The organism is Arsenicibacter sp. R0_47 (assembly GCF_057652235.1).
On sequence record NZ_JBYFCJ010000025.1, the window covers coordinates 43321 to 65322 of the forward strand.

Genomic DNA, 22002 nt, shown 5'->3' on the forward strand with positions numbered 1-22002 from the left:
TTTTCGACATCAGTAATTTTTTTGCAAAAAAATAGCCCCAAACGAGACATTAAGGAGCTATAATGAGAATAAAGGTAACTTGTTAGCAGCCTGCGTTTCCTTAAGCATGAATGCCTGTTTGTGTCGGCCGGCACTGTGTCATTGATATAAACGTATGGGCTAGGTCAGGGCGAATGCCTCCCTGACTAGCTAAGTATAGCGGGGCAACCGCTATACTTCCGTGTTGTACTGATATAAAAAAAGTAAGTGGCTCGCCGGATAGGGCGTGAAATGTAGTTTTAAAAAAACTGTCAGCGGACCTGATGAATTCACTTTAAGCTTGTCTTTCACAAGAATCCTGCTCAAAATTCCGATTCTATGCCTTAGTGTAGAGCTGGATAATGACAAACGGCCCGGAAGACCGGGTTAATAATTCGGCGATACATTCCTCGGCTTCTTCTCTGGTATCGAAGCGGTAGCGGTTCGGAGCATACCCGTGGCCCTGTACGTGACTGTAATCTACAGGCAATAGCTTGTACTCATAATTTCCTGTTGTATGAAACTGAGTGAGCATAAAAACTTCGTAATTAATCTTCATAGGTTTTACTGATTCAGGTGTCAGTAAATTATGCTCAAAACAGTAACTGAGTCAATGGAAGCCCGGTTTTTTTTGAAAAATACAAGCTAAAGGTCAGCTTCTGCCTGGTTCAGGCTATGATTCGGGTGTATCTTTCGCCTGCCGTTTTTGTGAAAACAGCCAGTCCAGTATACCTGGAGTAGCCTCTAAGCCGGGGGTCTGGTAATGCCCTGTTTCCGGAAACTCAGTGTACCGGGGGTGACCGCCGGCCTGCCGGATGGCCTTGATAACGCGCCGCGAGCCTTCGACCGGTACATTCTGATCGTTCTCGCCATGAAATGCCCATATTGCGACCGCTTTCATATTTTGCGCAAGGGCCGGATCACCGGCACCGCATAAGGGGATGGCAGCGGCAAAAACGCCTGGACGGGTTCCGATAAAATACCAGGTTCCATACCCACCCAGCGATCCGCCCGCCACATACCGCCTGTCAGGGTCAATACTGTACTCCTTTTCCAGCGCGCTCATTAACTCAAAAACAATAGTGTCCCTGGCAACCAGATTTGGGATACCGCCCCAGCCTGTTCCCCGGGAACACTGGGGGGCCAGGACAAAAGCCGGGTATTTTTTTTGGTTTTCCGGTTCTGTAAGCTGCTGAATCTCCCAGCTGGCTAACTGCCGGATATTATCTGTCCCGTAACCGGCTCCCCCGTGCAGACTAACCAGCAATGGGTAGCGTTGGGTTGAATCATAGTCTATTGGCTTTAATAAGCGATAAGAAAGGGTGTCGCCGCGCGGGTTTATGAAAATTCGCGCAGCCGAAACGCCGGCCAGCCTGACGGCTTCTTTCGGTGGATGAATGGCTTTTATCGCTTCGCCGAAGAGTCCTACTCCGGTAAAGAATAATGCGGCCACGCTGATGACGCGTGCTGCCTCGAGGAGCGTTGACTGTCCGGAGGTACCCTCTTGACCATCGGATTGCTGACTGAAGAAGCCAGTGAACAACAAGGGCTGTAAACCGGCAAAAAACGAAAGAAAGAGCTGAAACCGCTCCAGTGTCGGGGTACTGCGGCCATTGTGCATCTGAAATGACCAGAAGAGAAAAGCCAGGGCACAAACAGCTATGAGGACACCCAATATACCGGCAGCTTTTAACCAGCCGTTTTTTCCGGCACGTGACCAAATCAGGCTTATTACCGCTGCAAGTGCGGCGACCAGTTCCAGTATCAGAAAGAAAGGGTAATACTGTTCGGGCGCTCTGCTCAGCGGTACCAGCAGACAATAGAGTACCATCGCACGTAACAGGGCTGTTCCGAAGGCAACCAGACCCGTCAGGAAGGCAATACGGTAGTGCAGGAGGTAGTAGGACCGGAGCAGAAATACCGTTGCCGTACATGATATCAGCGTAGCAGTCAGAAAGTAAGCCGGAAACGCCGGTCGTGTTATCAGGTCGGGCCCGACATAAATATACAGCAGATTCTGAAAGAGCCCTGCTACAACAGAAAGGCCCATGAAGAAGATGGCAGGATGGCGGAAGTTTCTTGTCGTAAACATGCGTTATCGTACTCCGTAACTTAATTACCGTTTATCAGAATTGTACCCTGCTGATGTATCAGCGTGCCCTGCAGGACCAGATGCCGGCAGGCAGCTTTTGGCATCTGCTGATCCAGGGTGACTGTGTGTCCGGCCTTTATGACCACGTTAGTTAGTTTATCGGGTACGTGCCCGCAGGACCATGTTGCCGGATCGTACCAGCTGCCTGTCCGGACACTCTCACAGGCAGGGGCTACAATCATAAGCCCATACTCTTCAACTTCGCCGAATCCCATTCCCGGTCTGCCAGGCAGCGAACAGGCCGTGGGGGCCATATAACCCATATCAAAAATAACCCGGACGCGCAGAATCCGGTTAAGGACAGCATTTGCCGGAATAGTCACCGACTGAACCGAGGTAAACAAATCAACTTCGTTGATCGTGCGGAAAGACATGACCAGTTCCGAGGATTCATCAAAAGCGCCGTCTGCGTTATAATCAATGTACACCCTGCCAAACGTTCCGAATCCGCTGACGCTCAGAAAAAGGGGCTGACCTGCTGTTGCATTGGCACGATAGGAGCAGCTATAATCTGTATACTTACTGCTGGTGACAGCGGTTGCTTTGGTGAATGAGTTAATGCTGACGGCAGAAATACCAAAGTAGTAGCCCCCCGTCACAGCAGGGGGCGTACTGAGCTGACAAACCGGAGACGCCGGTAGTTCGTCAGGAGTCAGGGGCCTGTAAAAACCGGAAGAAGCCAGCCAGTTGTCTTCATTAGCTAAAAAATACCGCATACGCGCAATCTGTCCCGGAGTAAACCGGTCCTGATCACAGCCAAAAGTCATCAGGTTACGGAGTTGCGTACCAAACGGCAATCCGGTACAGGAGTTGATGAATTCCCCGGCATCCGGATTACAGGCATAATAAGGATCCTGATTCCGGGTCGGCTGGGTATCCTCCACCAGATCATTGTACGTATCAGCCGGGCAGGTATACTGGTCGCCCTGCTGATACGATCCTTCATAGGGATGAAACAGGTGCAGGCTATGACCCACTTCATGGGTCGGAACATAATTATACGGATTCAGATCAACTTCACCGGGGACAGTCATATGGACCGCCCCGCCGTAATAGGCAAAAGCGCCGCCCCCCACGCGATGGTACAGGTTGATCACAAGCACACCGCTGCGGGTTGACTGATCAAAAAAGTCGGGAACCAGCGCTGCTAGCTGTTGTTGTATGTTATACTCCGTATTGCCGTTCGCTTCGTAGCTGGGAACGCTGCGGCCATCAACCCGGATAATTCCGGACGTAGCATTACAGCGTTGGGTTCGTTTGGCAAGCAAAAACCGGATTTTACTATCCTGCCCCCGGTAGCCATTTACCCCGATGCCAGCAAAACGTTCATTGATCAGGTTCAGAACATATCCAACTGACTCATCCGAAATATTAGAGCCGGTTCCCTGCGGCTCCCCTAAATGGTAAATGATGAATACTACCGGGATACGATACGTAGCCGTATCCTCCTGAGCCGCTTTCGGGTAAAAACCGGACTGCCTGTTAGGGGAAAAGCTGTCATAATTGGGTGGTTGCCTGACGGAATCGATACCACAGCGAAAGGTCACCTGTTGACCATAAACACTGAAGTTCGGGAAGGTAATGCTGCAAAAAAGCAACAGATAAACCAACCGGCACAAGAATTGAATACGGTTTTGCTGTTGAAACCACGGGTAACTCTTGTCTTGTCTCATCCTGAATCCGCTTAAGTCTGACCAATAGATATGCCCGAATGACGGTTGGCGGGCAGCTGGTAATTCCACATTCAACTTCACTGACCGGCACGACGGAGCCTAAATAATCAGGATAGGAGAGGGGCACCGAAAAATCAGCACCCGTTATCCGGTTACATTTTTGTTAACCAGTCTCATTGTATCGCGCTGACGTTGTTCTACAAGTTTACGGGCGCGGGCGGCTTTGGCTTTTGCCGCTTTCGGATTCCTGGCCATAGCCAGTACCGTTGGTACATAGCGGGATATATCCTGCTCATTGTCCATATCAAACAACCAGTCATCAAGGCCGATGTCTTTCCACATGAACCCCTTGCTTGTTTGTTCGGCAAATCGTCCGACAATGGCGGGAATTCCGTTCCCGATACACATGATGGGCGCATGCATTTCCAGACCAAATAATCCGGCCGAACGGACATAGGTACTGACGGCTTCATCCGTAATCCAGTAATGATCCCGCCATACGACCCGGGCCTTTACATCGTCGGGCAGTTTATCATAGAGGATTTCCTTGCCAAGCCGGACCTGCGTTTCGTCTTCAGGGCAGATCAGGATTTTCATTGGTGTCTGCCTAACCACCTGAATAATAGCTTCCCGCAGCGGAGCATTGTCGTGCTCTTTCATATCCTGATTACGGGCGTTACGCTTTTCATCGAACGGTGTTTTCTTAGCCGGAATTTCCCAGTAAGGCGTAAAGCGGTTCCTGGGAATGACGCACATGAATGTACCGGCCTCAAGGCCATGCGCACGCATAAAGGACGTGGCCGCCTCATCGTTTCGCAAATCCACTGCAAAGGCGCCGTCGGGACAGTATTCCATTACCGCGTTCTGAACCCCGTTCTTCCTGGCAAACTCAAGCGAAACGGAATCCCGGAAGAGCGCAAAACGGGCTTTGTTCAGCAGCTCGACATCCAGTGGATTGGCAGTAACCATTGCTTTCGGATCCGGACTGTAAACGCCGGGAAACGTAATGCCATACACGCCGAATGGTTTTCCGGTTTCCTTATCCCAGCGACCGACATCTTTACGGGCAACCAACGATGGTCCGGAGCCGTGTAACAGGAAGACGCATTCGCTGAAGGCCCGCGCTACTTCGTCAGCCGTCCGGATGACAGGAACCTTAGGAAACCGCCGCCGCAGTAACGTTTCTACCCCGTTATCGAGGCTCGTCGGCCATAATCGGACCTCTACATCCGGCAGGTATTTTTCCAGTAGGGCGAGAACGCCCGGTGTATGCCCGATATCGCCGATATTAACGGTTTGCCACGATGAGCGGAGTATAATTGCTTTTTTAGCAGTGGGCCGCCCGTTGTCGTCTGTCCGGGCAATTGCCGGAAGATTCAGCAAAAGACCGGCAAGTGCGGGTGTATTTCGGATAAAATTTCTGCGGTTCAGCATCATGCATGTTGGATAAGGGCGTGTATACCGGATTACTGACACGGGCTCTGTTTACATTTCAGGTCAGTATCCATACAGGGTTTTATTTCAGGGGAATTATTAGGTAAATGCTGTATTGTAGCATTATGTATAAAATTGTTTACAAAAGCCGGTTCCCGCAGGTATTCTACCCGGCAACCCCTTCTATTTATAGGCTACACACTAAGATTTAGTCTTTTTTTATCATGGCGGCGAGGAAAAATTTGTCCACCTTGCATTCTGCCGTAAAAGGAGGCTTTTTTCTAGGTTTGTACGATCCTCATTGGCATTATCGGCGCTTGGAAAACGCGCTAACTGAATGAAATTATTCACAACCTCTTTACTTGCTCTGCTTTTCGGCTTATTGTCCTGTCAACCTAAAAACGATCCGGATGCGGGTAGTACAAACCCCGATGACTGTGTGCTTACGAAGATTTCGTATTCCACCTCAAATTACGATGTCCCGGCATATGATTCCCGCGGGTTAATCACGTCCATACAGTCGTATGCAAACGGGGCCAAAGCCGCCTTATATACCAGTTCGGTAACCGAGAATCTCCAGTTCGCGCTGATTCACAAACAGCCTGATACATCCCCGAATCGCATTGAACTCTATTCTGCGGTAAACAGCACCGGTGATTATACCGGTACACTGACTAAAACGTCCGACTATGTATATCAGCGGACTGCCAATCAAAGTGGTTTGATGGCTAAACGGACATATACTGTTACCGGTATTACGAATGAATCCGGTTCTGCCACCTACGAATACAGCGGTTGCCGGTAAGTGCTTTCCGAGTATATCCTTCCCTCCGTGTGGTAAAATACGCCTGCCATACGGAGGGCTATCACCAAACATGCCAACTTCTCCAAGCAGCGCACTGCCAATCTCCGTGGTATGATTACCAGCTAAGGTATTTTAAACGATTATTTTGGTTTCCAATGAACCATTAAATTTTACCGAACGTTCGGTATATATAAAAGAAAGGAAAATAAAATGGCTAACGTAAAAGTTGAAACGGATGTAGTCCTCGACCGGCTCATGGATGTATTTCGCTCAGTTGGCTATGATGGGGCGAGTATGGCAGCATTAGCCGACGCGACCGGTTTACAAAAAGCCAGTTTATACCATCGTTTTCCGGGGGGAAAACAGGAGATGGCAGAAGCCGTACTCGATCATGTATCGGAGTGGAATCAGCAGCAGCTTACCGGAGTATTGTATTCCTCATTACCGGCTGAAACCAGGTTAACGACCGCTCTGACGGCGATATATCAGTTGTATGAAGGGGGACAGGTGGCCTGTATTCTAAGGGCCTTGTCTCATGGGACGGCGGCTGAGTTATTCCGCGAACGGATCTCCGCTATGTTTAATCAATGGATTGAGGCATTTGCTCATCTGGCTCAGGATTTCGGGCTCGACCCCGAACCGGCGAGGCGTTTAGGTGAATCTACGTTGATCCGGGTTCAGGGTTCGTTAATCCTCGCCCAGACGCTCCGGCAACCCTCCTTGTTTACACAAGCGTTAGCGGACATAAAAACTGATTTTACTGACCTTTAACGAACTAAACCTGTTTACTCATAACTTTTGATTTTATTTTTACCGATCGTTCGGTAATTTCAATTACTAAACTAGAATTAACCATGTTACACGTTACAGAAACAACCCGCGAAGAAGTCACAGCCAGCAGTACGGCCGATGATGCCTATGACGAACCTTTCGTCAATGATGAATGTGGAGATACGATGTGGGATATGACGATGCTGAATCAGCTGACCGAAGTGCTGACGGATCAACATACCCAAACCGATAAAGCGTCAGCCGAAACAGAATCGGTCGAGTAATCATCCATTCAGACTAAATCTCATGGCACCCAATTATGCATCAGTTGCCTTTACCGACGTAGTAAAGGCCTTACAGGAACAAAACGGAAGCCGTAAAGCCTATGCCCGGCTCGAAAAACAAACGAATGTGGACGGGCTTACCGAGCGGGAGATCCACTTTATTCAGCGTATGGATAGCGTTTATATGGCCAGTATCGGCACCAACGGTTTTCCGTATGTACAACACAGGGGAGGTCCGGAAGGCTTTCTGCGTGTGATCGATAGCCAGACAATCGGATTTGCTGATTTTCAGGGGAACAAACAATACATCTCGGTGGGTAATATCCAGTCTAATCCGCAGGTTTCGTTGCTGTTGATGGATTACGCCCGTCAGGCACGGCTGAAGATTTATGCCAGAGCGGAGATTGTGTCAATAACGGATCAGGAAGCGCTGTTAGCCCAGCTCGATCCGGTTGATTATCCCCATAAAACGGAGCGCATTATCCTGCTGCACATTGAGGCCTATGACTGGAATTGTCCTCAGCATATTGTTCCAAGGTATACGCAGGAGGAGATTAAGGCAGCAATCGCCCCAATGCAGGCTCATATTGCCCGGCTGGAAGCGCAGATTGCGCAGTTAACCCAACGGGATAGCAACACCTAGATTCCTGGTTTTTCAAAAAAGCAGGAAGTCCCTGTATCTAATGAGTGACGTATATACATGAAGGTACATTCGTTTTATCCTGAATTACCGGAATAAGCGCTGATTGGGTTTACTGCTTAAGGTCCGGCTTCTATCCGGCTTTAACAACTGCTTAACAAATGATCAGCCCGGAAACCGATATGTTTGCCTGAACGCTATAAGCAAGCGCTGACATAAATCGGATATGAAGTCTACATTCCTGTTAATCTGGTTGTTTGCGGCCGTGATTCGTATTTCCTGTGAGGCGCAGACCGGTACCGGTCAGTCAGCTGATACCATTCGTGTCCAGATGAAAAACCTGCCAACTGTATATGGCCCCGCCACATCCGTACGCACCAGGATCGACCCCGGCATATCTGGTTTATGCGCCTATGGGTCAGGGGCTTATTGTTATTATAGTACGGCATTTGTGCATTACTGTGTTTTACTGGCGCTACCGGCGGCTGAATCCACTAAATAAGGGTAATCGGGAAAACCTTTCGGGGTAATGATGGGTAGCAAACTTTGCCTTACCTTTACACTTGTATGATTGGTGATGCTGAGTCGCTCGATAACGAAGCCATTTTCCGTGCCCTGGTGATGGAGTCCCCTATACCGATTGCCCTGCTCGTTGGCCGGGAAATGATTATTACCGTCGCCAATGAACCGCAGCTGGCCGTATGGGGAAAAGGAGCAAATGTATTCGGGTTGCCGTTGGCCAAAGCCATCCCCGAAATGGAAGGGCAACCCTTTCTGGCTATTCTGGATGAGGTCTTTACGACAGGGGTAACGTTTGCTACTGACAATACCCCTGCTCAAATGGTGATTGACGGAGAGATTAAAACCGTTTATTTTGATTTTTCCTTTAAGGCACTCCGCAATGCCCGCGGGAATGTTTACGGCATCATTGCCACAGGTGTTGATATTACCGCGCAGGTTGCCGCCCATCAGGCGCTTTTAGCAAGGGAGGAGCAGTTACGGCAGCAGTCGGGGGAGTTGGACCGGCAGGTTGCCGAACGGACCCGGCAACTGGAGGACTCGGTGCAGGACCTGAAGCGGTCAAACCAGAATCTTCAACAGTTTGCCTATATCGCGTCCCATGATTTACAGGAGCCGCTACGTAAAATTCAGCAATTCGGTGACCTCCTCCTGCAGCGATACCGCACTGAACTGGGCGAAGGCGCTTCTTTTCTGGAGCGGATGCAGGGCGCTGCACAGCGCATGTCAAGTCTGATCCGGGATTTACTGATCTATTCGCGGATCTCAACCCAACGGAATACCAGTCAGGTGGTTGCACTAACGACTGTTCTGGATGCCGTCTTCCAGAACCTGGAGCTACTGATTCAGGAAACCGGAGCTGTCATTGAGGTGGGCGAATTACCCCGCTTAGCCGGTGAAGCTTCACAGTTGGAGCAGTTGATGCAGAACCTGGTCAGTAACGCCCTGAAGTTTCACAAACCAGGAATACCTCCGCAGATTAAGATCGTAGCTGGCAGGGTAGCTGCCGACGAACTACCGGCTGGTTTTAACGTTCATCGGATTGCAAAAGTCTATTACCGAATTGATGTGGCAGACAACGGAATCGGCTTTGAGGAAAAATACCTTGACCGCATTTTTATGGTATTCCAGCGCTTACATGGCCGGAGTAACTATGCCGGAACAGGCATCGGATTAGCCATCTGTGAGAAAGTTGCCCTGAATCATGGAGGCTGGATAAGTGCCCGCAGTGAACCAGGTCAGGGGGCGACTTTCAGTGTGTTCCTGCCCGAATAACCGGAGGGGCCATAAGCCCTCCGTTTCTTCTCCTCAGGTGCAGTTTATCGCTCACAGGAGGCTTTTTTGATGACGTGCAACCTTGGGCTTCTTTCTGGCCTCCTGTTATAGAACTTGATCTGGTAGACCTGGATTCAGTACATACGTTTCTCAAGAATTCAGGGTAGAATTCAGACGGGAAATAGACGATGGAAGCTAATTATATCTTCATTACTACCTTATTGGAATCCAAGGGTTTAATGAGTAGCTTTAAGCGCCTGTCCAGGCTCCGGTGTTAAACTTCCATTTATGATTCGTACCTGGCGATATCTGTGCACTGGCTTAATTTTACTTTTGGGCCTGACCGCCTGGGCTCAACAGAAACCGGTTGATAGCCTGCGAAAGGCGCTTCTTCGGGCAAGGGAGGACGCTGTCCGTCTGCGTATACTTCCGTTTCTGGTAAATAGTTACGAAGAAATTAATAATGATTCAGCCCTTTTTTACGGGAAGTGGTATGTACGGCTCGCGCAAGAGTCCTGCCAGCCGGAACGTGAGGCAAATGCCTTGAAAAATCTGGGGTACGTTTATATGAATCAGGGGAATTACGCCCGGTCATTAGCGCTTCTGTTTAAAGCCCTCACTATCGCTCAGAAATATGCTAACACTTCAGAAGAGGCGGATATTTTTCGTTCGATCGGCTATATGTATGTTCTTTATGGCGATTATGAGAAGGCACGGCAATATTTATTGGTTGCTAAAGCCGGTAAACTAAAGACAAATGAATGGCCGCAGTTCGTTTATGCCCATTTAGCCAATGCATACGAAGGACTAAACCGGTTAGATTCAGCCCGCTGGTATGCAAGAGCAGGCTATCACATGGCCGTTGTCAGTAAAACGCAACTTCATCTTGGCTATATGATGGCTTCGCTGGCTAGTGTCTATGCAAGAGTCGGTAAAACAGATTCGTCCATCAAGCTCTATCAGAACAGCCTTAGTGTCTGCCTGCGTCAGCGAAATTACCGTACCTTCAGTCATAACTGTGTAAAACTCGCTCGTCTTTATTACAACGATGGGCAGATGGATTCATGCCGGTATTATGCCCTTATTGCTCTCCGGTTTGCCGGTCAGGTGCACATGACACTGGATATCTGGGAGGCCAGTTCCCTGCTTACTAAGTATTACAAGGCGCGTCATCGACCCGATAGTGCCTTTTATTTTCAGGAAATCTGGCTGGCTGCCCAGGATACACTTTACAACCGGCAACGTGTACAGCAAACCCAGCTAGTGTTGTTTGATGAGCAGCAGCGCGTGCAAAAGGCGGAAATAGTCAGGATTGCATATATCAATCGGGTCCGTCAGTATACGTTGCTTGCCGGGTTAACAGTATCTGGTCTTCTCGGGCTGATGCTATACAGGGCATACCGTCGTAAGCAGTTAACAAATGCCCTCCTAACACAACAACAGCAGGAATTGAGGGATGCTATGGCGGAACTCAAGGCAAGTCAGCAACGTGAAGCGCTGCAGGCCAGGGTTGTCGATGAAATGAAAATGCGCTTTTTCGCAAACATCACCCATGAGTTTCGTACACCATTGTCACTTATCCTGGCTCCGGTAGATAAACTACTGGCTGATGCCGAATACCCTGACCGCTTCTATGGCACGTTACAAACCGTTCGTCAAAATGCACATAAGCTGCTCCGGCTCATAAACCAACTCCTTGATATTGCCAGACTGGAGGAAGGGCGCCTGACAGTGGTTGAAAGTATCGGAAATCCTGTGGAGCGTGTGGCGCAACTGATGATCCTGTTTCGCCCGGTAGCAGAGCAAAAACAAATAGACCTGATTTTTCAGCCCGCGCCATTGACAACCCTGTGGCGGTTCGACGCAGAGAAATGGGATAGTATTTTAACCAACCTGCTGGCAAATGCACTTAAATTCACCCCGGCCGGCGGAACTATCCGGCTTATTATCCGGCTTCTTCCGCTCGGGGAGGGGTTCAATGCTGAGATCAGGTTGACAGATTCCGGCATTGGGATACCTCCTGAACAAATACCGTTAATTTTCGACCGGTTTTACCAGATTGATAACTCACCTACCCGTTCTCAGGATGGTACCGGTATCGGCTTATCACTGGTACGGGAACTGATCATCCTGCTAGGCGGCAATATTGACGTCAGCAGCCGGCCGGGCGAAACTACATTTCTGATTAGCCTGCCAATACGTCCGGCTGAAGCAGATGGTATTGTGACGGCTCCGGCTGTAAATCCGGACCTGATGGCAGCTTTCCCGTTAGGGGCAGAGCCTGCGATTAAGGCAGACCTCTCCGATGAAGATACACCTCTGGTTCTGGTAGTAGAAGACAATCCCGAACTCCGGTCATTTTTGGTTACCGAACTCCGGACCTGTTACCGTGTCCTGATGGCGGCCGATGGGGAGGAGGGATGGCACCTTGCCCGCACTGAATTACCTGATGTCATAATTTCGGATATTATGATGCCTTTGCTGGATGGTTTTGCTCTGACCAAGCGCATTAAATCCAATGATACCACCGACCATATTGCAGTTATCCTGCTTACTGCCAAAGTTGACGGTATTAGTAAACTCGACGGACTGCGGAGCGGGGCTATCGACTATATTGCCAAACCGTTCTCCCTCGAAGAAGTAAAACTAAGGGTATCTAACCAACTGTTGTTGCAGCAAACCATGCGGGAGCATTTCCGACAGCAGTTAAGCGTGTCGGACGAACCCGGGCCGGTTCAGGATATTTTTCTGCAGCGGGTGTATAACCTGCTTGACCAACACCTGAATGATCCCCGGCTAAATGTAGAATGGCTGGCTGATCAACTCGCAGTGAACCGCAAAACGTTGTACCGCAAAACGCAGCGCCTTACACAACTGGTACCGAACGAACTCATCCGGCGGTACCGGCTTAGTAAAGCAACCGGTTTCCTGAAAGAAGGATATTCGGTTGCGGAAACTGCCTATCAGGTGGGATTTGAAACCCCTAATTACTTCAGTCAGTGCTTTAAGGAAGTATACCATCAGACGCCAAGCGAGTATATCGGACAGGCTAGTGTGCGGAATAAACGTATACTGCCCCAAAATTGACCGTATTTGCCCCAAAAGAGGAGGCCCTTCCGGTTTCGGTTTCGGAAGTTTGCAGGGAACTTAATCCCTGAAATCATACCATGAACCGTGTATTGCTTACCGTGGCTTTCGCGCTGATGAGCTCCTGCCTGTGGGCTCAGAACATTCCTCGTTTTACGGAAGAAACTTTTCACAAGGTGATCAGTATTTTTCTGAAAAGTCCGGATACCTTCTTTGAAAAAGAATGTACCGCTGATTTTGTGTCAATCGGAGCCAATGGAAAACGAGTATCATTGAACGACCACAAAAAAATGTTCCGGGAGTTCGTCTGCGAAAAGCGCAGCTATGAAGACCTTCTTATCCGGCAATATGGTTCGACGGGCGTTATGACCGGCATTATTTTTTCGGTCTATCGCCGGAAGGATGGTACTTCATTTACACAAAAAGATTTTTGCACACAACTGTTTGTCTGGCAGCAGGGCGCTTGGAAAATGGCGGGCTACCAGGCCACAGCTCTCGATGGCCGGAGAGAGTAGATCCCAAAAAACGTTAATGGGCGATGCAAAACCTGTTAGTGCCTCATATAAATAATAAAACTCCCTTATCGATTTATTAAAACTAACTAAAATGGAAACGCAGCAAGCGAGCCAAAAAGCGCTATCAACCGAATTTCTGATGGAAATCCGGGTCGATCTCGATTTACAGATTATTGGTGATACACCGGCCGGCCATCGTCGGCTTTACCCCATCAAAGGTGGATGGTTTAAAGGCCCACAGTTACAGGGTACTGTTTTACCTGGTGGTAGTGACTCCTTTCTGGTACGTCCCGACGGAACAGGGATACTCGATGTGCGACTTACGCTGAAGACCGACGATGACTCCCTGATTTTTATTACGTATCAGGGGCTCTTGTACCACACACCTTCGTTAGAGACTAAGCTCATGTCAGGAGAAGCCGTTGACTGGTCGGCGTACTATTTTCGCATTGCACCCTTTTGTGAAACGGCTTCCGAGAAATATGGTTGGCTAAACCGTACGCTGTCAATTGGTGTGGGTGAAGTTGATCCGAATGGTGTTTCCTACTCAGTTTATCAGATCAAATAGCGGTGTAAACGCATGGACGCTTCTTTGGCCTGCTCTTCAGGCTGTTATAGGTACAGCCTGAACATTCTGTTAACGAAGCACAAGCCGGATAAAACTCCGTCAGCACTGCAGGACTTTTCCTGACAGTAGGTTTCAGCTTTATAAAGCATATTACAAAAAAGCACTTCACCTGTTATCCGGGAAGTGCTTTTTTGCAATACAGAACCGTGCGTCTACTGCACCGTAATGCTGCTGGTGGCCGGCGGGCAGCCTTCCGTACCGTATACAGTCAGCGTATAAACGCCGGGGGCGATGATGCCGTTGGCAATGACATTGTACGTACCGGAAGACCGGTATACAGCCGAAAATACATATCCGTTGGGTCCCGTAAAAACGAAGCGGGATCCGGTGCCGGTGGCAGCTAAACGTCCCGGATTGGCGGCATTGGGCTGACCGGACATTGAAATAGGACCTGCCACTGCACCCACTCCCTGATTGACGGTAGCCGTGCCGTACGACTGGCAGCCCGCTCCCGTACCATTGGCTGCAAGTATGGTGTAGGTACCGGTTGAGGTGACCACAAACTGACCGCTGGCACCACTCTGGTTTGCAGGTAAGAGCGTATAGCTTACCGCCCCCGCAGCACTGGCTGACAGCGTCACGCTGTTCGGTCCGCAGCCAATAGCACCGCCCTGGCTTATCGAAACAGGACCGGGCGGGATCAGATTTTCACTTACAGTCAGCGATGTTGTACTAAAACAGCCGGTTGCCGGATTAATGGCGCTTACGGAGTATTGCCCTGTCGCGGCAACAATAATGGAATTACCTGATGTTGTAAACGGATTGGTACCGGTGAAACTGTAGGAGACTCCGTTTGTCGGACTTCCTGCCGTTAAGGTCAGCGTCTGGGTTCCGCAGACAAGTACCCCTCCGTTCGTCGCGGTCAGGCTGACTCCCGGCACTTCGGTGCTGCTTGTAACGGTGGCAGTTGTCGAGCTGACACAGCCATTCTGCGGATTCGTCGCTGTTACAGAATAAATTCCCGTTGTATTGACCGTGAGTAGGTTTGTGGTCTGGACCGCTCCGCCCGGACTGGTAAAGCTGAAACTGCTCCCGGCGGTCGGGCTGCCGGCTGTCAGCGTTACGGCTTGTGTGCTACAGGTAATTATGCCGCTATTGGACACCGATAAGCTTACACCGGGCGAAGCCGTATCGACGAAAACAGACGTGGTGGCAGAAGCAGTACAACCCTCGGCACTAGTGACAGTAACGGTATAGGTCCCTGCCTGACTGGCGATAGCTGTGGTACTGATTGTTGTTGTACTCAGACCGGGCCCTGCAAATACATAGGTTCCGCTGGTACCGCCACTTAAAGATGCCGTTAGTACCTGATTCACGCAGGTTATAGTCCCGCTGTTACCGGCAGTCAGGCTGACGGAAGTTGGCACCTGTACTTCAAAAGCACCTGCATCAGGGGCGCCGATTCGGAGCTTATTGTTGGCGTCCGATGTTGGTATAGTTACTGCTGTGGAAGACGCAACACCCGCATCTTTTGCCGGACTGCAATCGCCGATGCTACATGTAGCAACGAGCCCGCCAGGATTCTGTTGCAGAGGTCCGGCGAAAAGACGCAGGCCTGTTCTGTCGGTCGGATCTGTCAGCGTGCGGCTATCATCAGCATTATCACTAACATTTCCACCCAAAGTAGTCGGTTTCGATGCTGCCGTAAAAAGATTACGATTCTGGTTTCCAGCCATGACACAATTGACTAACCGTGCCCTTGCCCCATCCAGAATCAGAACCATTTCCCCACTAAGATTCCGGATAAAACTACAATGAATAACATCCATAGCGGTTCCGGAGTTCAGGTATATACAAATGCCACCAAAGGTCGAACTGTTGCCGGTAAATGTGCAGTTTGCCATCGTTGCATTGGTAGCGTAAGAATCCAACGCACCTCCATATTTTGCGCTGTTTCCGGTAAACGTACATCGGTTTGCAGTAAAGGTAGAACCGTTAATTGCCAGAGCCCCCCCATATATAACATCGGAATTTGATATAGTTGTAGCCGTATTGTTGGCAAACTGGCAGTCAGATAAAGTAAGCGTACCTGAAATTACTCTTGCCCCACCCCCGGAAATAGCGGTGGAATTACGGATCAGACAGCGGTTGATGGTCACATTACCGCCAGTGGCATTCACATATAAAGCCCCGCCTTCACCACTGCCTGCTGCACCGCCCTGTAGCACCAGATCCTGTAAATAGACGGTTATGCCGGTTCCGTTAAACGATAAAATACGGAAATTTCCGGCTGTACCCAAACGCTCAATGAGGGTGCCGCCGGTAGCGGTGGCAGGTGTAAGCGTGCTGAACCCCGTTATCGTACAGGATCGAGTGATTGCCGGCAGGGCAGCTGTCAGCGTGACCGGACCGGCAGTAGAAAAGGCAACGGTGTAAGGCGCGGCATCTGTTCCGCTGTTGATCCGTGAAATGGCCTCCCGTAACGTGTTAGGACCTGAGTCTGCTGCACTACTGACTACATAGGTCGTTTGCGCGCAGGTTACAGATGAAAGGATAAGAATGCAAAACAGGTAAACGTATTTTTTCATTGATTCAGGATTTGAAGGCTTAAAGGCGGAATGAATGGTAACTGTTTCCTCATGAATGACAAAAGTTTTTTTGTAAATCTGACAGGCCGTTATTTTACAGACTATGTTAGCAGAAAAGTAAGTAAAAATACATACCTATTAGTTGCCTATCAAGTATATAGACACTATAACATAACTATATTAGTTGCTATTTAGGTCAGTATATTACTTGTAAATGCAATTAAAACTATATAAGCTCTCTGTCCTACAACTAGTATGTTTATGTACTTTTTATTAATTTACTGATATTCAATAGAATATTATAAGTAAAAGGTTTGCTGTGCCAAAAGAATTTCTGATATGATCAATAGTTAAAACTTCCCTGCACGTATGTGCTGCTGAGTATATGCTGATTCAACGTTTCATCTGTTCCTGGTGCTGTTTCCCCCACTTGATCATTTCCAGAATAATCGAACCAAATGACTGACAATATTCTGTCGAGGTATATTCTACCCCAACCGGTATTGTCGGAATAACAGTCCGGCGAATCAGACCATTAAGCTCCATCTCTTTCAACTCTCTGGAGAGCATCCGGGTGGTAATACCGGGTATACTTCGTTGGATTTCCCGAAAGCGTTTATTGCCGTTGCAAATCGAATTAATAATTGGAAGCTTCCATTTACCCCCGATCACATAAATCGTATCCTGTAACGCCTGTACTTCTTGGCGTTGCGTATATGGCTTTCCGGAGGATCGGCAAAAAGTGAGTCCTCTTGACATAGACATCCTGACCAAAGCGCAGTTTGCTTACTTCCGGGACTCTGTATCAATGGCTTTTGCCAAAAAACAGTGCGTCAGCTGCCCGATCATGGAATTTTGCCCCGATGGGGCCTTTGCCGTGGATGTCAGAAATGACCAGGCTGCCGATACTTTTTTGCGCGAACACGTTCTCGAAACAGGAAAGTTTTTGTGTACGATTCCTCAATTACGGTTTTCGCCCTGGTGGGAGCTGCCTTCCAAAAAACAAAGCATCAACATATTGGCTTACCGACGAAGCCGTGAGTACGTACAGTCGTTCGGCAGGCTTATTTGGCCTGGAAATGCACTCGCCCATTATGTGTATTGCTCAGGGGATTCCAGCCATTTTTTGCCGGTTTGACGAACAAACCAGTAAAGGGTATATGTGGCGGGACATTGGCCCCGGCGATTGGCTTTTTGACATGGACACCCCGTCCCGTCACCGAGGCATTGATTGCCAGAAATTTCCCGAAAGTAAAAATCGTTCACGGGGCTTTTTTCAACCAGGACGAAGGCTTACAGGGAGACCTGAAAACGGCTTTCGGGCAAGCCGACATTTATATTCATAATTCAGGCATGTCGATGAACTAAGGCTTATTCAATTATGAATGGACCGGGACGATGGCCAATCTTGCCCCTTTTTAGTATTGCATCGAAAACGATATTCCTTTCGGGCTCTACGGCCAGTCTTTTGATAAGTTTGCGCCCCCTTCGCTATCGCTTTACCGTGATGTACTGAGTCGGGCGTCTTTTATCTATTGTCGTGATAACGAATCAGTTAAGTTTCTGAAAGAAAACAAGTTCAAAACGCCAATCATCGAATTCGGGCCCGACGGGTGTTTTGGGATTGATGTACGGGACGAGGCCAGGGGGCTCGCGTATCTTCGTCAGGCAGGCCTGGAAGAAGGCAGGTTTCTGGTGGTGGTGATTCGTACCAATACCCCGCATCTCAACGCTGCCGGAAAGGGGGATATGATGAATCCTGCCCCTACACCCGAACAGCAGGAACAGGATGCGCTGCGATTGGGCAAAGTCAGGGAGTTAATCAACAGCTGGGTCACCACTACGGGCATGAACGTCCTGATTGCTCCCGAAGCGTTGAAAGAAATTAAATACGCCAGGACGATGCTTTACGACCAGCTGGACGAACGTATAAAGGCCAAAGTTGTATGCCGGGAAAGCTTCTGGAGTGCCGACGAAGCCATGTCGGTTTATGCCCGGGCGCACACAATGTTCGGCATGGAGCCCCATTCGCTGATCTTGGGCCTTGCATTAGGTGTACCGGTAGTTCATGCCCGTTCACTCAAACATGGGCGAAAGGGGTGGATGTTTCGGGATATTGGCGTACCGGAGTGGCTTTTCGAGATTGATCAAGCCCCCTCATCCGATATCACGGGAGCCGTTTTATCAATTTATAAAGATTACAAAACGGCCAAAGTAAAAGCGCAAAAAGCGATGGATGTAGTCAAAAGTCGCCAAAAAGAAACAATGGCACTAGTGAAAAAACTGGCGATGGTATAAATACATACGCTGTGCCGCTAAATAGTTTCATCCCTAAAAAAGAAAATCTTATGACCCTTAATCGCCGTCAATTCATACAACAAAGCAGTCTGGTTTCAGCCGCTGCGCTGCTCCCCTTTCTGGTACAAGCCACTAAAAAAGAGAATCCCGTGCTACTCATTACTTCGGGTTGGCAGGATGTAAACATTGGCGATATTGCCCACACACCCGGCCTCCTGGCCCTGCGTACTGAGCTTTGAGTGTCACTCGCCCATCATTGCCCTGACCAACGGCACCCCGGCTTTTTATCTGCGTCAGCCGGAGGATACCATTAAGGGGCAGATGTACTATGACCTGCAACTAACCGATTGGACCTTTGAGATCAATGACGTGACAGGTGAACAGATCGCCGGGCGGCTAATGAGCGTTCATGCGGATTATGCCAAAGCCCGGAATCGGGTGAAGGCATCGATGGATTTGGTTAAACAACGCTATAACGCCGTGTTTGTACCACTGAAAAAACTGACCTGATTAAGGTAAGTTGTATGAATCGGGCTTAATGGAATAAAAAAAGGACATAGCATCAAGAAAGTGTACTATTGCTCCGTGCCTCCCGGCGGTGCGAAAACAACAGTATTCGCTTGCGCTATGTCCGAAAAAGTAATTGAAATTTATTGTCGCTTCGACGCTCCGATCTCCTGACGATTATTTACCGGAAACCCAGCCTTGTGGTTTTGCAAATCATAAGCAATGCCAAAAGTATCTGTCAGTATAGTGCTGACAACAAACATCACCGATCGTTTACCGCTGATAAGCCAGGGAAAAATCGGAGCGCCGAATTGATGGGTTACTGACATCACGGCACAGGCAGCCCTGCTCTATTGCCACAGCAGAAGGTTGGCCTTACCTGGCCGGTACGCAGGTGGGGCAATTTCGGATTTAGCGGATCGGAACGTAAGCTGCCCGTTATATCCATCTAAACTTAGGGGAGTATATTTATCAGTTTAGGCTGTAACCTTTTATCAAAATGGGAGTTGCCACTCGAAATCGCTACCCCCTTTGGGCGGGTAACTGACTACTGTTAGTCAGCAAAGGCGATTTATTGACATGTAAACCAGTTACTAATCAATAAGAGCCAGATCAACTCCTATGAGTCAATTTTTTGTCAAGTTTCTTGTTATCAGCCTCCTCCTGGGGTCATATCAGCTAAGCGCGCAAATAGTGTATAATGTCCGGGAGCACTATACTAAAAGCGAGACGTACATTACAATGCGCGATGGTGTCAGGCTATTCACCGCTATTTATACCCCTAAACAAGCAACGCCCGACCACACCTATCCAATCCTAATGCAACGTACCTGCTATGGCATTACTCCCTATGGCACAGAAAGCTATCCTAACCAGCTAGGCCCATCGGTGACGATGATGAAAGAGGGGTATATCATGGTTTATCAGGACGTGCGGGGTCGCTACAAAAGTGAAGGGCAGTTTACGAACATGACACCCGTAACGGTTCATAAAAGTAATACAGACGTGGACGAAAGCACCGATACCTTTGACACCATTGACTGGTTGGTCAGGCACGTCCCGAACAATAATGGCAATGTGGGTCAGTGGGGGATGTCTTACCCGGGGTTTTACGCAGCAGCCGGTTTGCTGAGTAACCATCCCGCCCTGAAAGCATCCAGCCCGCAGGCACCCGTTTCAGACTTCTTTTTTGATGACTTTCATCATAACGGGGCCTTTTTGGAGAGTTATTTTTTATTATTTCCCTGGTTTGGCGTTCCAAAGAAAGACACAACAACATTTGCCTGGTACGATAGCCCGCCGGTTAATACGGCTAAAGTGGCCCGGGATGGCTATCAAATCTACCTGGATCAAGGCCCGCTGAGCTTTGCTGACACCCATTATAAAGATAACGTCTTTTGGCAGGAAACGGTGAATCATCCCAATTATGACGACTACTGGCGAAAACGAGCTTTACTCCGGCACTTTCAGCCCAATCTTAAAACAGCCGTTATGACCGTTGGGGGCTGGTTTGATGCCGAAGACCTGTCGGGACCACTGAATCTATATAAGACCATTGAGAAGAAGAGCCCCGGCACCTACAACACGATTGTCATGGGGCCGTTTGGTCACGGTGGATGGGCTTATGAGACCGGCCATACCCTGCACAGTAACCTCTATTTCGGCGATAGCCTGGCGAGCTTTTATATGAATAAGATTGAAGCCAGATTCTTTCGTCATTTTTTGAAGGGCATCGGCAACAACACGGGTTTACCGGAAGCGTATATGTTTGATACGGGTCTGAAAAAATGGAATCAGTTTGATAAATGGCCCGCTGCTGGTACTCGTAAGCAAAAGCTTTACCTGAATGCAGCGGGCACATTAGATCAGCAACCACCTAAAAAGATAGAGTCAGTATCTTATCCCAGCGATCCTATGAAGCCCGTTCCTCACACCGAGGATTTGACATCGACGATGAACTTTACGCCTTACAATTACATGAGTGAAGACCAGCGCTTTGCAGGCCGTCGGCCTGACGTTCTGACGTTTCAAACCGGTGCTTTGTCAGAGGATGTGACCCTGGGGGGGGAAATTAAAGCGTATCTAAACATCGCCAGTACAGGTACAGATGCTGATTTCTTTGTCAAACTGATTGATGTATATCCCCTGGACGAACCCAATCATGCCTACATGCCCAATAAAAACGTCACCCTGAGTAATTACTGGCAGATGGTTCGTTCGGAGATGATGCCCGCGCGGTTTCGTAACAGCTTTGAAAAGCCGCAGCCCCTCCGCGCTGGTCAGAAAACGGCCGTCCATTTTCAGTTGCAGGATGTGCTGCATACCTTTAAAAAAGGGCATCGGATCATGATCCAGGTCCAAAGTACGGCTTTCCCCTTATTCGCACGGAACCCCCAGACATTTGTCCGTAATCCCTATAAAGCGAAGTCTTCCGATTATGTGAAGGCCACACAAACTGTTTTCAACGACAGTTTTGTTGAAGTGGATTTGCTGGAAGGGGCCATTACTGAAAAAGCCCGGCAATCTATCTGGAATTTTGAGGACTACCGACCGGGAGTGACTGGCATTACACCATTCGAAAACGGGGCTCAAACTGTTAGCACGAGCACATCGGTGGTCACCCTACACTTCTCCCAAAAGATGGATACCCGATATTATAGTTTTGGGAAAGGCCCTCTGGGTGTAGAAAGCATGGCAAGGGTGAAAAGGTTACTAGGCTTTTCGGAAGATGCAAAATCGTTTTCATTTGAACTTGAGCTGAAACCGAATCAACGACACCAGTTATTGATCGGTTCAAGTTTTCGAAATGAAACCGGGGATCGCCTGAAGCCTTACCTGATTGATTTTAATACTAAAGAATAGGGGTCA

At 49.0% G+C, this 22002-nt stretch carries 21 protein-coding genes; 15 read left to right on the forward strand and 6 right to left on the reverse strand.

The annotated features are described in order from the left end of the window. Positions 1–355: 355 nt before the first annotated feature. The 4 genes from AC23NW_RS27885 to AC23NW_RS27900 form a co-directional block, all read right to left on the reverse strand. Positions 356–577 carry a hypothetical protein gene (locus tag AC23NW_RS27885; RefSeq protein WP_487453675.1) on the reverse strand — a complete coding sequence of 74 codons (222 nt, stop codon included), beginning with the start codon at positions 575–577 and terminating at the stop codon, positions 356–358. 114 nt (positions 578–691) lie between these two features. Next, positions 692–2110 carry a carboxylesterase family protein gene (locus AC23NW_RS27890; protein ID WP_487453677.1) on the reverse strand — a complete coding sequence of 473 codons (1419 nt, stop codon included), beginning with the start codon at positions 2108–2110 and terminating at the stop codon, positions 692–694. Between the two features lie 20 nt (positions 2111–2130). Next, positions 2131–3717 (reverse strand): GEVED domain-containing protein, encoded by a 1587-nt coding sequence (locus AC23NW_RS27895; protein ID WP_487453678.1) that lies wholly within the window; start codon positions 3715–3717, stop codon positions 2131–2133. A gap of 270 nt (positions 3718–3987) precedes the next feature. Further along, positions 3988–5280 (reverse strand): polysaccharide pyruvyl transferase family protein, encoded by a 1293-nt coding sequence (locus AC23NW_RS27900; RefSeq protein ID WP_487453680.1) that lies wholly within the window; start codon positions 5278–5280, stop codon positions 3988–3990. A gap of 334 nt (positions 5281–5614) precedes the next feature. Here AC23NW_RS27900 and AC23NW_RS27905 point away from each other — a divergent pair, with 334 nt between their 5' ends. The 9 genes from AC23NW_RS27905 (at position 5615) to AC23NW_RS27945 (ending at position 13741) form a co-directional block, all read left to right on the forward strand. Beyond that, the gene (locus AC23NW_RS27905) at positions 5615–6082 is read left to right on the forward strand and encodes a hypothetical protein (protein WP_487453682.1); all 468 of its coding nucleotides are present in this window, start codon (positions 5615–5617) and stop codon (positions 6080–6082) included. A gap of 210 nt (positions 6083–6292) precedes the next feature. After that, positions 6293–6853, forward strand: coding sequence for a TetR/AcrR family transcriptional regulator (locus AC23NW_RS27910; RefSeq protein ID WP_487453684.1), 561 nt, complete (start codon positions 6293–6295; stop codon positions 6851–6853). A gap of 83 nt (positions 6854–6936) precedes the next feature. Further along, on the forward strand, positions 6937–7137 hold the full coding sequence (locus AC23NW_RS27915; RefSeq protein WP_487453686.1) for a hypothetical protein: 201 nt from the start codon (positions 6937–6939) through the stop codon (positions 7135–7137). A 22-nt stretch (positions 7138–7159) separates the two neighbouring features. Then, positions 7160–7780, forward strand: a complete 621-nt coding sequence (locus AC23NW_RS27920; RefSeq protein WP_487453688.1) for a pyridoxamine 5'-phosphate oxidase family protein — start codon at positions 7160–7162, stop codon at positions 7778–7780. A 223-nt stretch (positions 7781–8003) separates the two neighbouring features. Then, positions 8004–8279, forward strand: a complete 276-nt coding sequence (locus AC23NW_RS27925) for a hypothetical protein (protein ID WP_487453689.1) — start codon at positions 8004–8006, stop codon at positions 8277–8279. A gap of 65 nt (positions 8280–8344) precedes the next feature. Next, on the forward strand, positions 8345–9571 hold the full coding sequence (locus AC23NW_RS27930) for a sensor histidine kinase (protein ID WP_487453691.1): 1227 nt from the start codon (positions 8345–8347) through the stop codon (positions 9569–9571). A 288-nt stretch (positions 9572–9859) separates the two neighbouring features. Further along, positions 9860–12658 carry an ATP-binding protein gene (locus tag AC23NW_RS27935; RefSeq protein WP_487453693.1) on the forward strand — a complete coding sequence of 933 codons (2799 nt, stop codon included), beginning with the start codon at positions 9860–9862 and terminating at the stop codon, positions 12656–12658. A gap of 80 nt (positions 12659–12738) precedes the next feature. Then, the gene (locus tag AC23NW_RS27940) at positions 12739–13173 is read left to right on the forward strand and encodes a hypothetical protein (RefSeq protein WP_487453695.1); all 435 of its coding nucleotides are present in this window, start codon (positions 12739–12741) and stop codon (positions 13171–13173) included. A gap of 91 nt (positions 13174–13264) precedes the next feature. Continuing rightward, positions 13265–13741, forward strand: coding sequence for a DUF3237 domain-containing protein (locus AC23NW_RS27945; RefSeq protein ID WP_487453696.1), 477 nt, complete (start codon positions 13265–13267; stop codon positions 13739–13741). Between the two features lie 212 nt (positions 13742–13953). Here the strand turns inward: AC23NW_RS27945 and AC23NW_RS27950 are convergent, their stop codons facing one another. Together AC23NW_RS27950 and AC23NW_RS27955 are read right to left on the reverse strand one after the other, a co-directional pair. Beyond that, positions 13954–16329, reverse strand: a complete 2376-nt coding sequence (locus AC23NW_RS27950; protein ID WP_487453698.1) for a choice-of-anchor Q domain-containing protein — start codon at positions 16327–16329, stop codon at positions 13954–13956. A gap of 393 nt (positions 16330–16722) precedes the next feature. Further along, positions 16723–17094: a winged helix-turn-helix transcriptional regulator gene (locus AC23NW_RS27955; RefSeq protein ID WP_487453700.1), complete on the reverse strand. Its 372-nt coding sequence runs from the start codon at positions 17092–17094 to the stop codon at positions 16723–16725. A gap of 43 nt (positions 17095–17137) precedes the next feature. Here AC23NW_RS27955 and AC23NW_RS27960 point away from each other — a divergent pair, with 43 nt between their 5' ends. The 6 genes from AC23NW_RS27960 (at position 17138) to AC23NW_RS27985 (ending at position 21996) form a co-directional block, all read left to right on the forward strand. Next, on the forward strand, positions 17138–17467 hold the full coding sequence (locus tag AC23NW_RS27960; RefSeq protein WP_487453702.1) for a hypothetical protein: 330 nt from the start codon (positions 17138–17140) through the stop codon (positions 17465–17467). Further along, positions 17464–17697, forward strand: a complete 234-nt coding sequence (locus AC23NW_RS27965) for a hypothetical protein (RefSeq protein WP_487453703.1) — start codon at positions 17464–17466, stop codon at positions 17695–17697. The genes AC23NW_RS27960 and AC23NW_RS27965 overlap by 4 nt, the downstream gene beginning before the upstream one ends. Before the next feature lie 72 nt (positions 17698–17769). Further along, positions 17770–18627: a polysaccharide pyruvyl transferase family protein gene (locus tag AC23NW_RS27970; protein ID WP_487453745.1), complete on the forward strand. Its 858-nt coding sequence runs from the start codon at positions 17770–17772 to the stop codon at positions 18625–18627. Between the two features lie 50 nt (positions 18628–18677). Next, complete coding sequence (locus AC23NW_RS27975) at positions 18678–18866, forward strand: hypothetical protein (RefSeq protein WP_487453705.1); 189 nt, start codon at positions 18678–18680, stop codon at positions 18864–18866. After that, positions 18823–19137, forward strand: coding sequence for a hypothetical protein (locus AC23NW_RS27980; protein WP_487453707.1), 315 nt, complete (start codon positions 18823–18825; stop codon positions 19135–19137). The genes AC23NW_RS27975 and AC23NW_RS27980 overlap by 44 nt, the downstream gene beginning before the upstream one ends. 618 nt (positions 19138–19755) lie before the next feature. Then, positions 19756–21996 carry a CocE/NonD family hydrolase gene (locus tag AC23NW_RS27985; RefSeq protein WP_487453709.1) on the forward strand — a complete coding sequence of 747 codons (2241 nt, stop codon included), beginning with the start codon at positions 19756–19758 and terminating at the stop codon, positions 21994–21996. Positions 21997–22002 lie beyond the last annotated feature (6 nt).

Coding starts and splice junctions, on each gene's coding strand:
- AC23NW_RS27955 (WP_487453700.1), bottom strand. CDS start 17,094: ATGTCTATGTCAAGAGGACTCACTTTTTGCCGATCCTCCGGAAAGCCA.
- AC23NW_RS27925 (WP_487453689.1), top strand. CDS start 8,004: ATGAAGTCTACATTCCTGTTAATCTGGTTGTTTGCGGCCGTGATTCGT.
- AC23NW_RS27885 (WP_487453675.1), bottom strand. CDS start 577: ATGAAGATTAATTACGAAGTTTTTATGCTCACTCAGTTTCATACAACA.
- AC23NW_RS27900 (WP_487453680.1), bottom strand. CDS start 5,280: ATGATGCTGAACCGCAGAAATTTTATCCGAAATACACCCGCACTTGCC.
- AC23NW_RS27950 (WP_487453698.1), bottom strand. CDS start 16,329: ATGAAAAAATACGTTTACCTGTTTTGCATTCTTATCCTTTCATCTGTA.
- AC23NW_RS27935 (WP_487453693.1), top strand. CDS start 9,860: ATGATTCGTACCTGGCGATATCTGTGCACTGGCTTAATTTTACTTTTG.
- AC23NW_RS27920 (WP_487453688.1), top strand. CDS start 7,160: ATGGCACCCAATTATGCATCAGTTGCCTTTACCGACGTAGTAAAGGCC.
- AC23NW_RS27975 (WP_487453705.1), top strand. CDS start 18,678: ATGACCCTTAATCGCCGTCAATTCATACAACAAAGCAGTCTGGTTTCA.
- AC23NW_RS27930 (WP_487453691.1), top strand. CDS start 8,345: ATGATTGGTGATGCTGAGTCGCTCGATAACGAAGCCATTTTCCGTGCC.
- AC23NW_RS27915 (WP_487453686.1), top strand. CDS start 6,937: ATGTTACACGTTACAGAAACAACCCGCGAAGAAGTCACAGCCAGCAGT.
- AC23NW_RS27960 (WP_487453702.1), top strand. CDS start 17,138: ATGGCTTTTGCCAAAAAACAGTGCGTCAGCTGCCCGATCATGGAATTT.
- AC23NW_RS27940 (WP_487453695.1), top strand. CDS start 12,739: ATGAACCGTGTATTGCTTACCGTGGCTTTCGCGCTGATGAGCTCCTGC.
- AC23NW_RS27910 (WP_487453684.1), top strand. CDS start 6,293: ATGGCTAACGTAAAAGTTGAAACGGATGTAGTCCTCGACCGGCTCATG.
- AC23NW_RS27945 (WP_487453696.1), top strand. CDS start 13,265: ATGGAAACGCAGCAAGCGAGCCAAAAAGCGCTATCAACCGAATTTCTG.
- AC23NW_RS27905 (WP_487453682.1), top strand. CDS start 5,615: ATGAAATTATTCACAACCTCTTTACTTGCTCTGCTTTTCGGCTTATTG.
- AC23NW_RS27890 (WP_487453677.1), bottom strand. CDS start 2,110: ATGTTTACGACAAGAAACTTCCGCCATCCTGCCATCTTCTTCATGGGC.
- AC23NW_RS27985 (WP_487453709.1), top strand. CDS start 19,756: ATGAGTCAATTTTTTGTCAAGTTTCTTGTTATCAGCCTCCTCCTGGGG.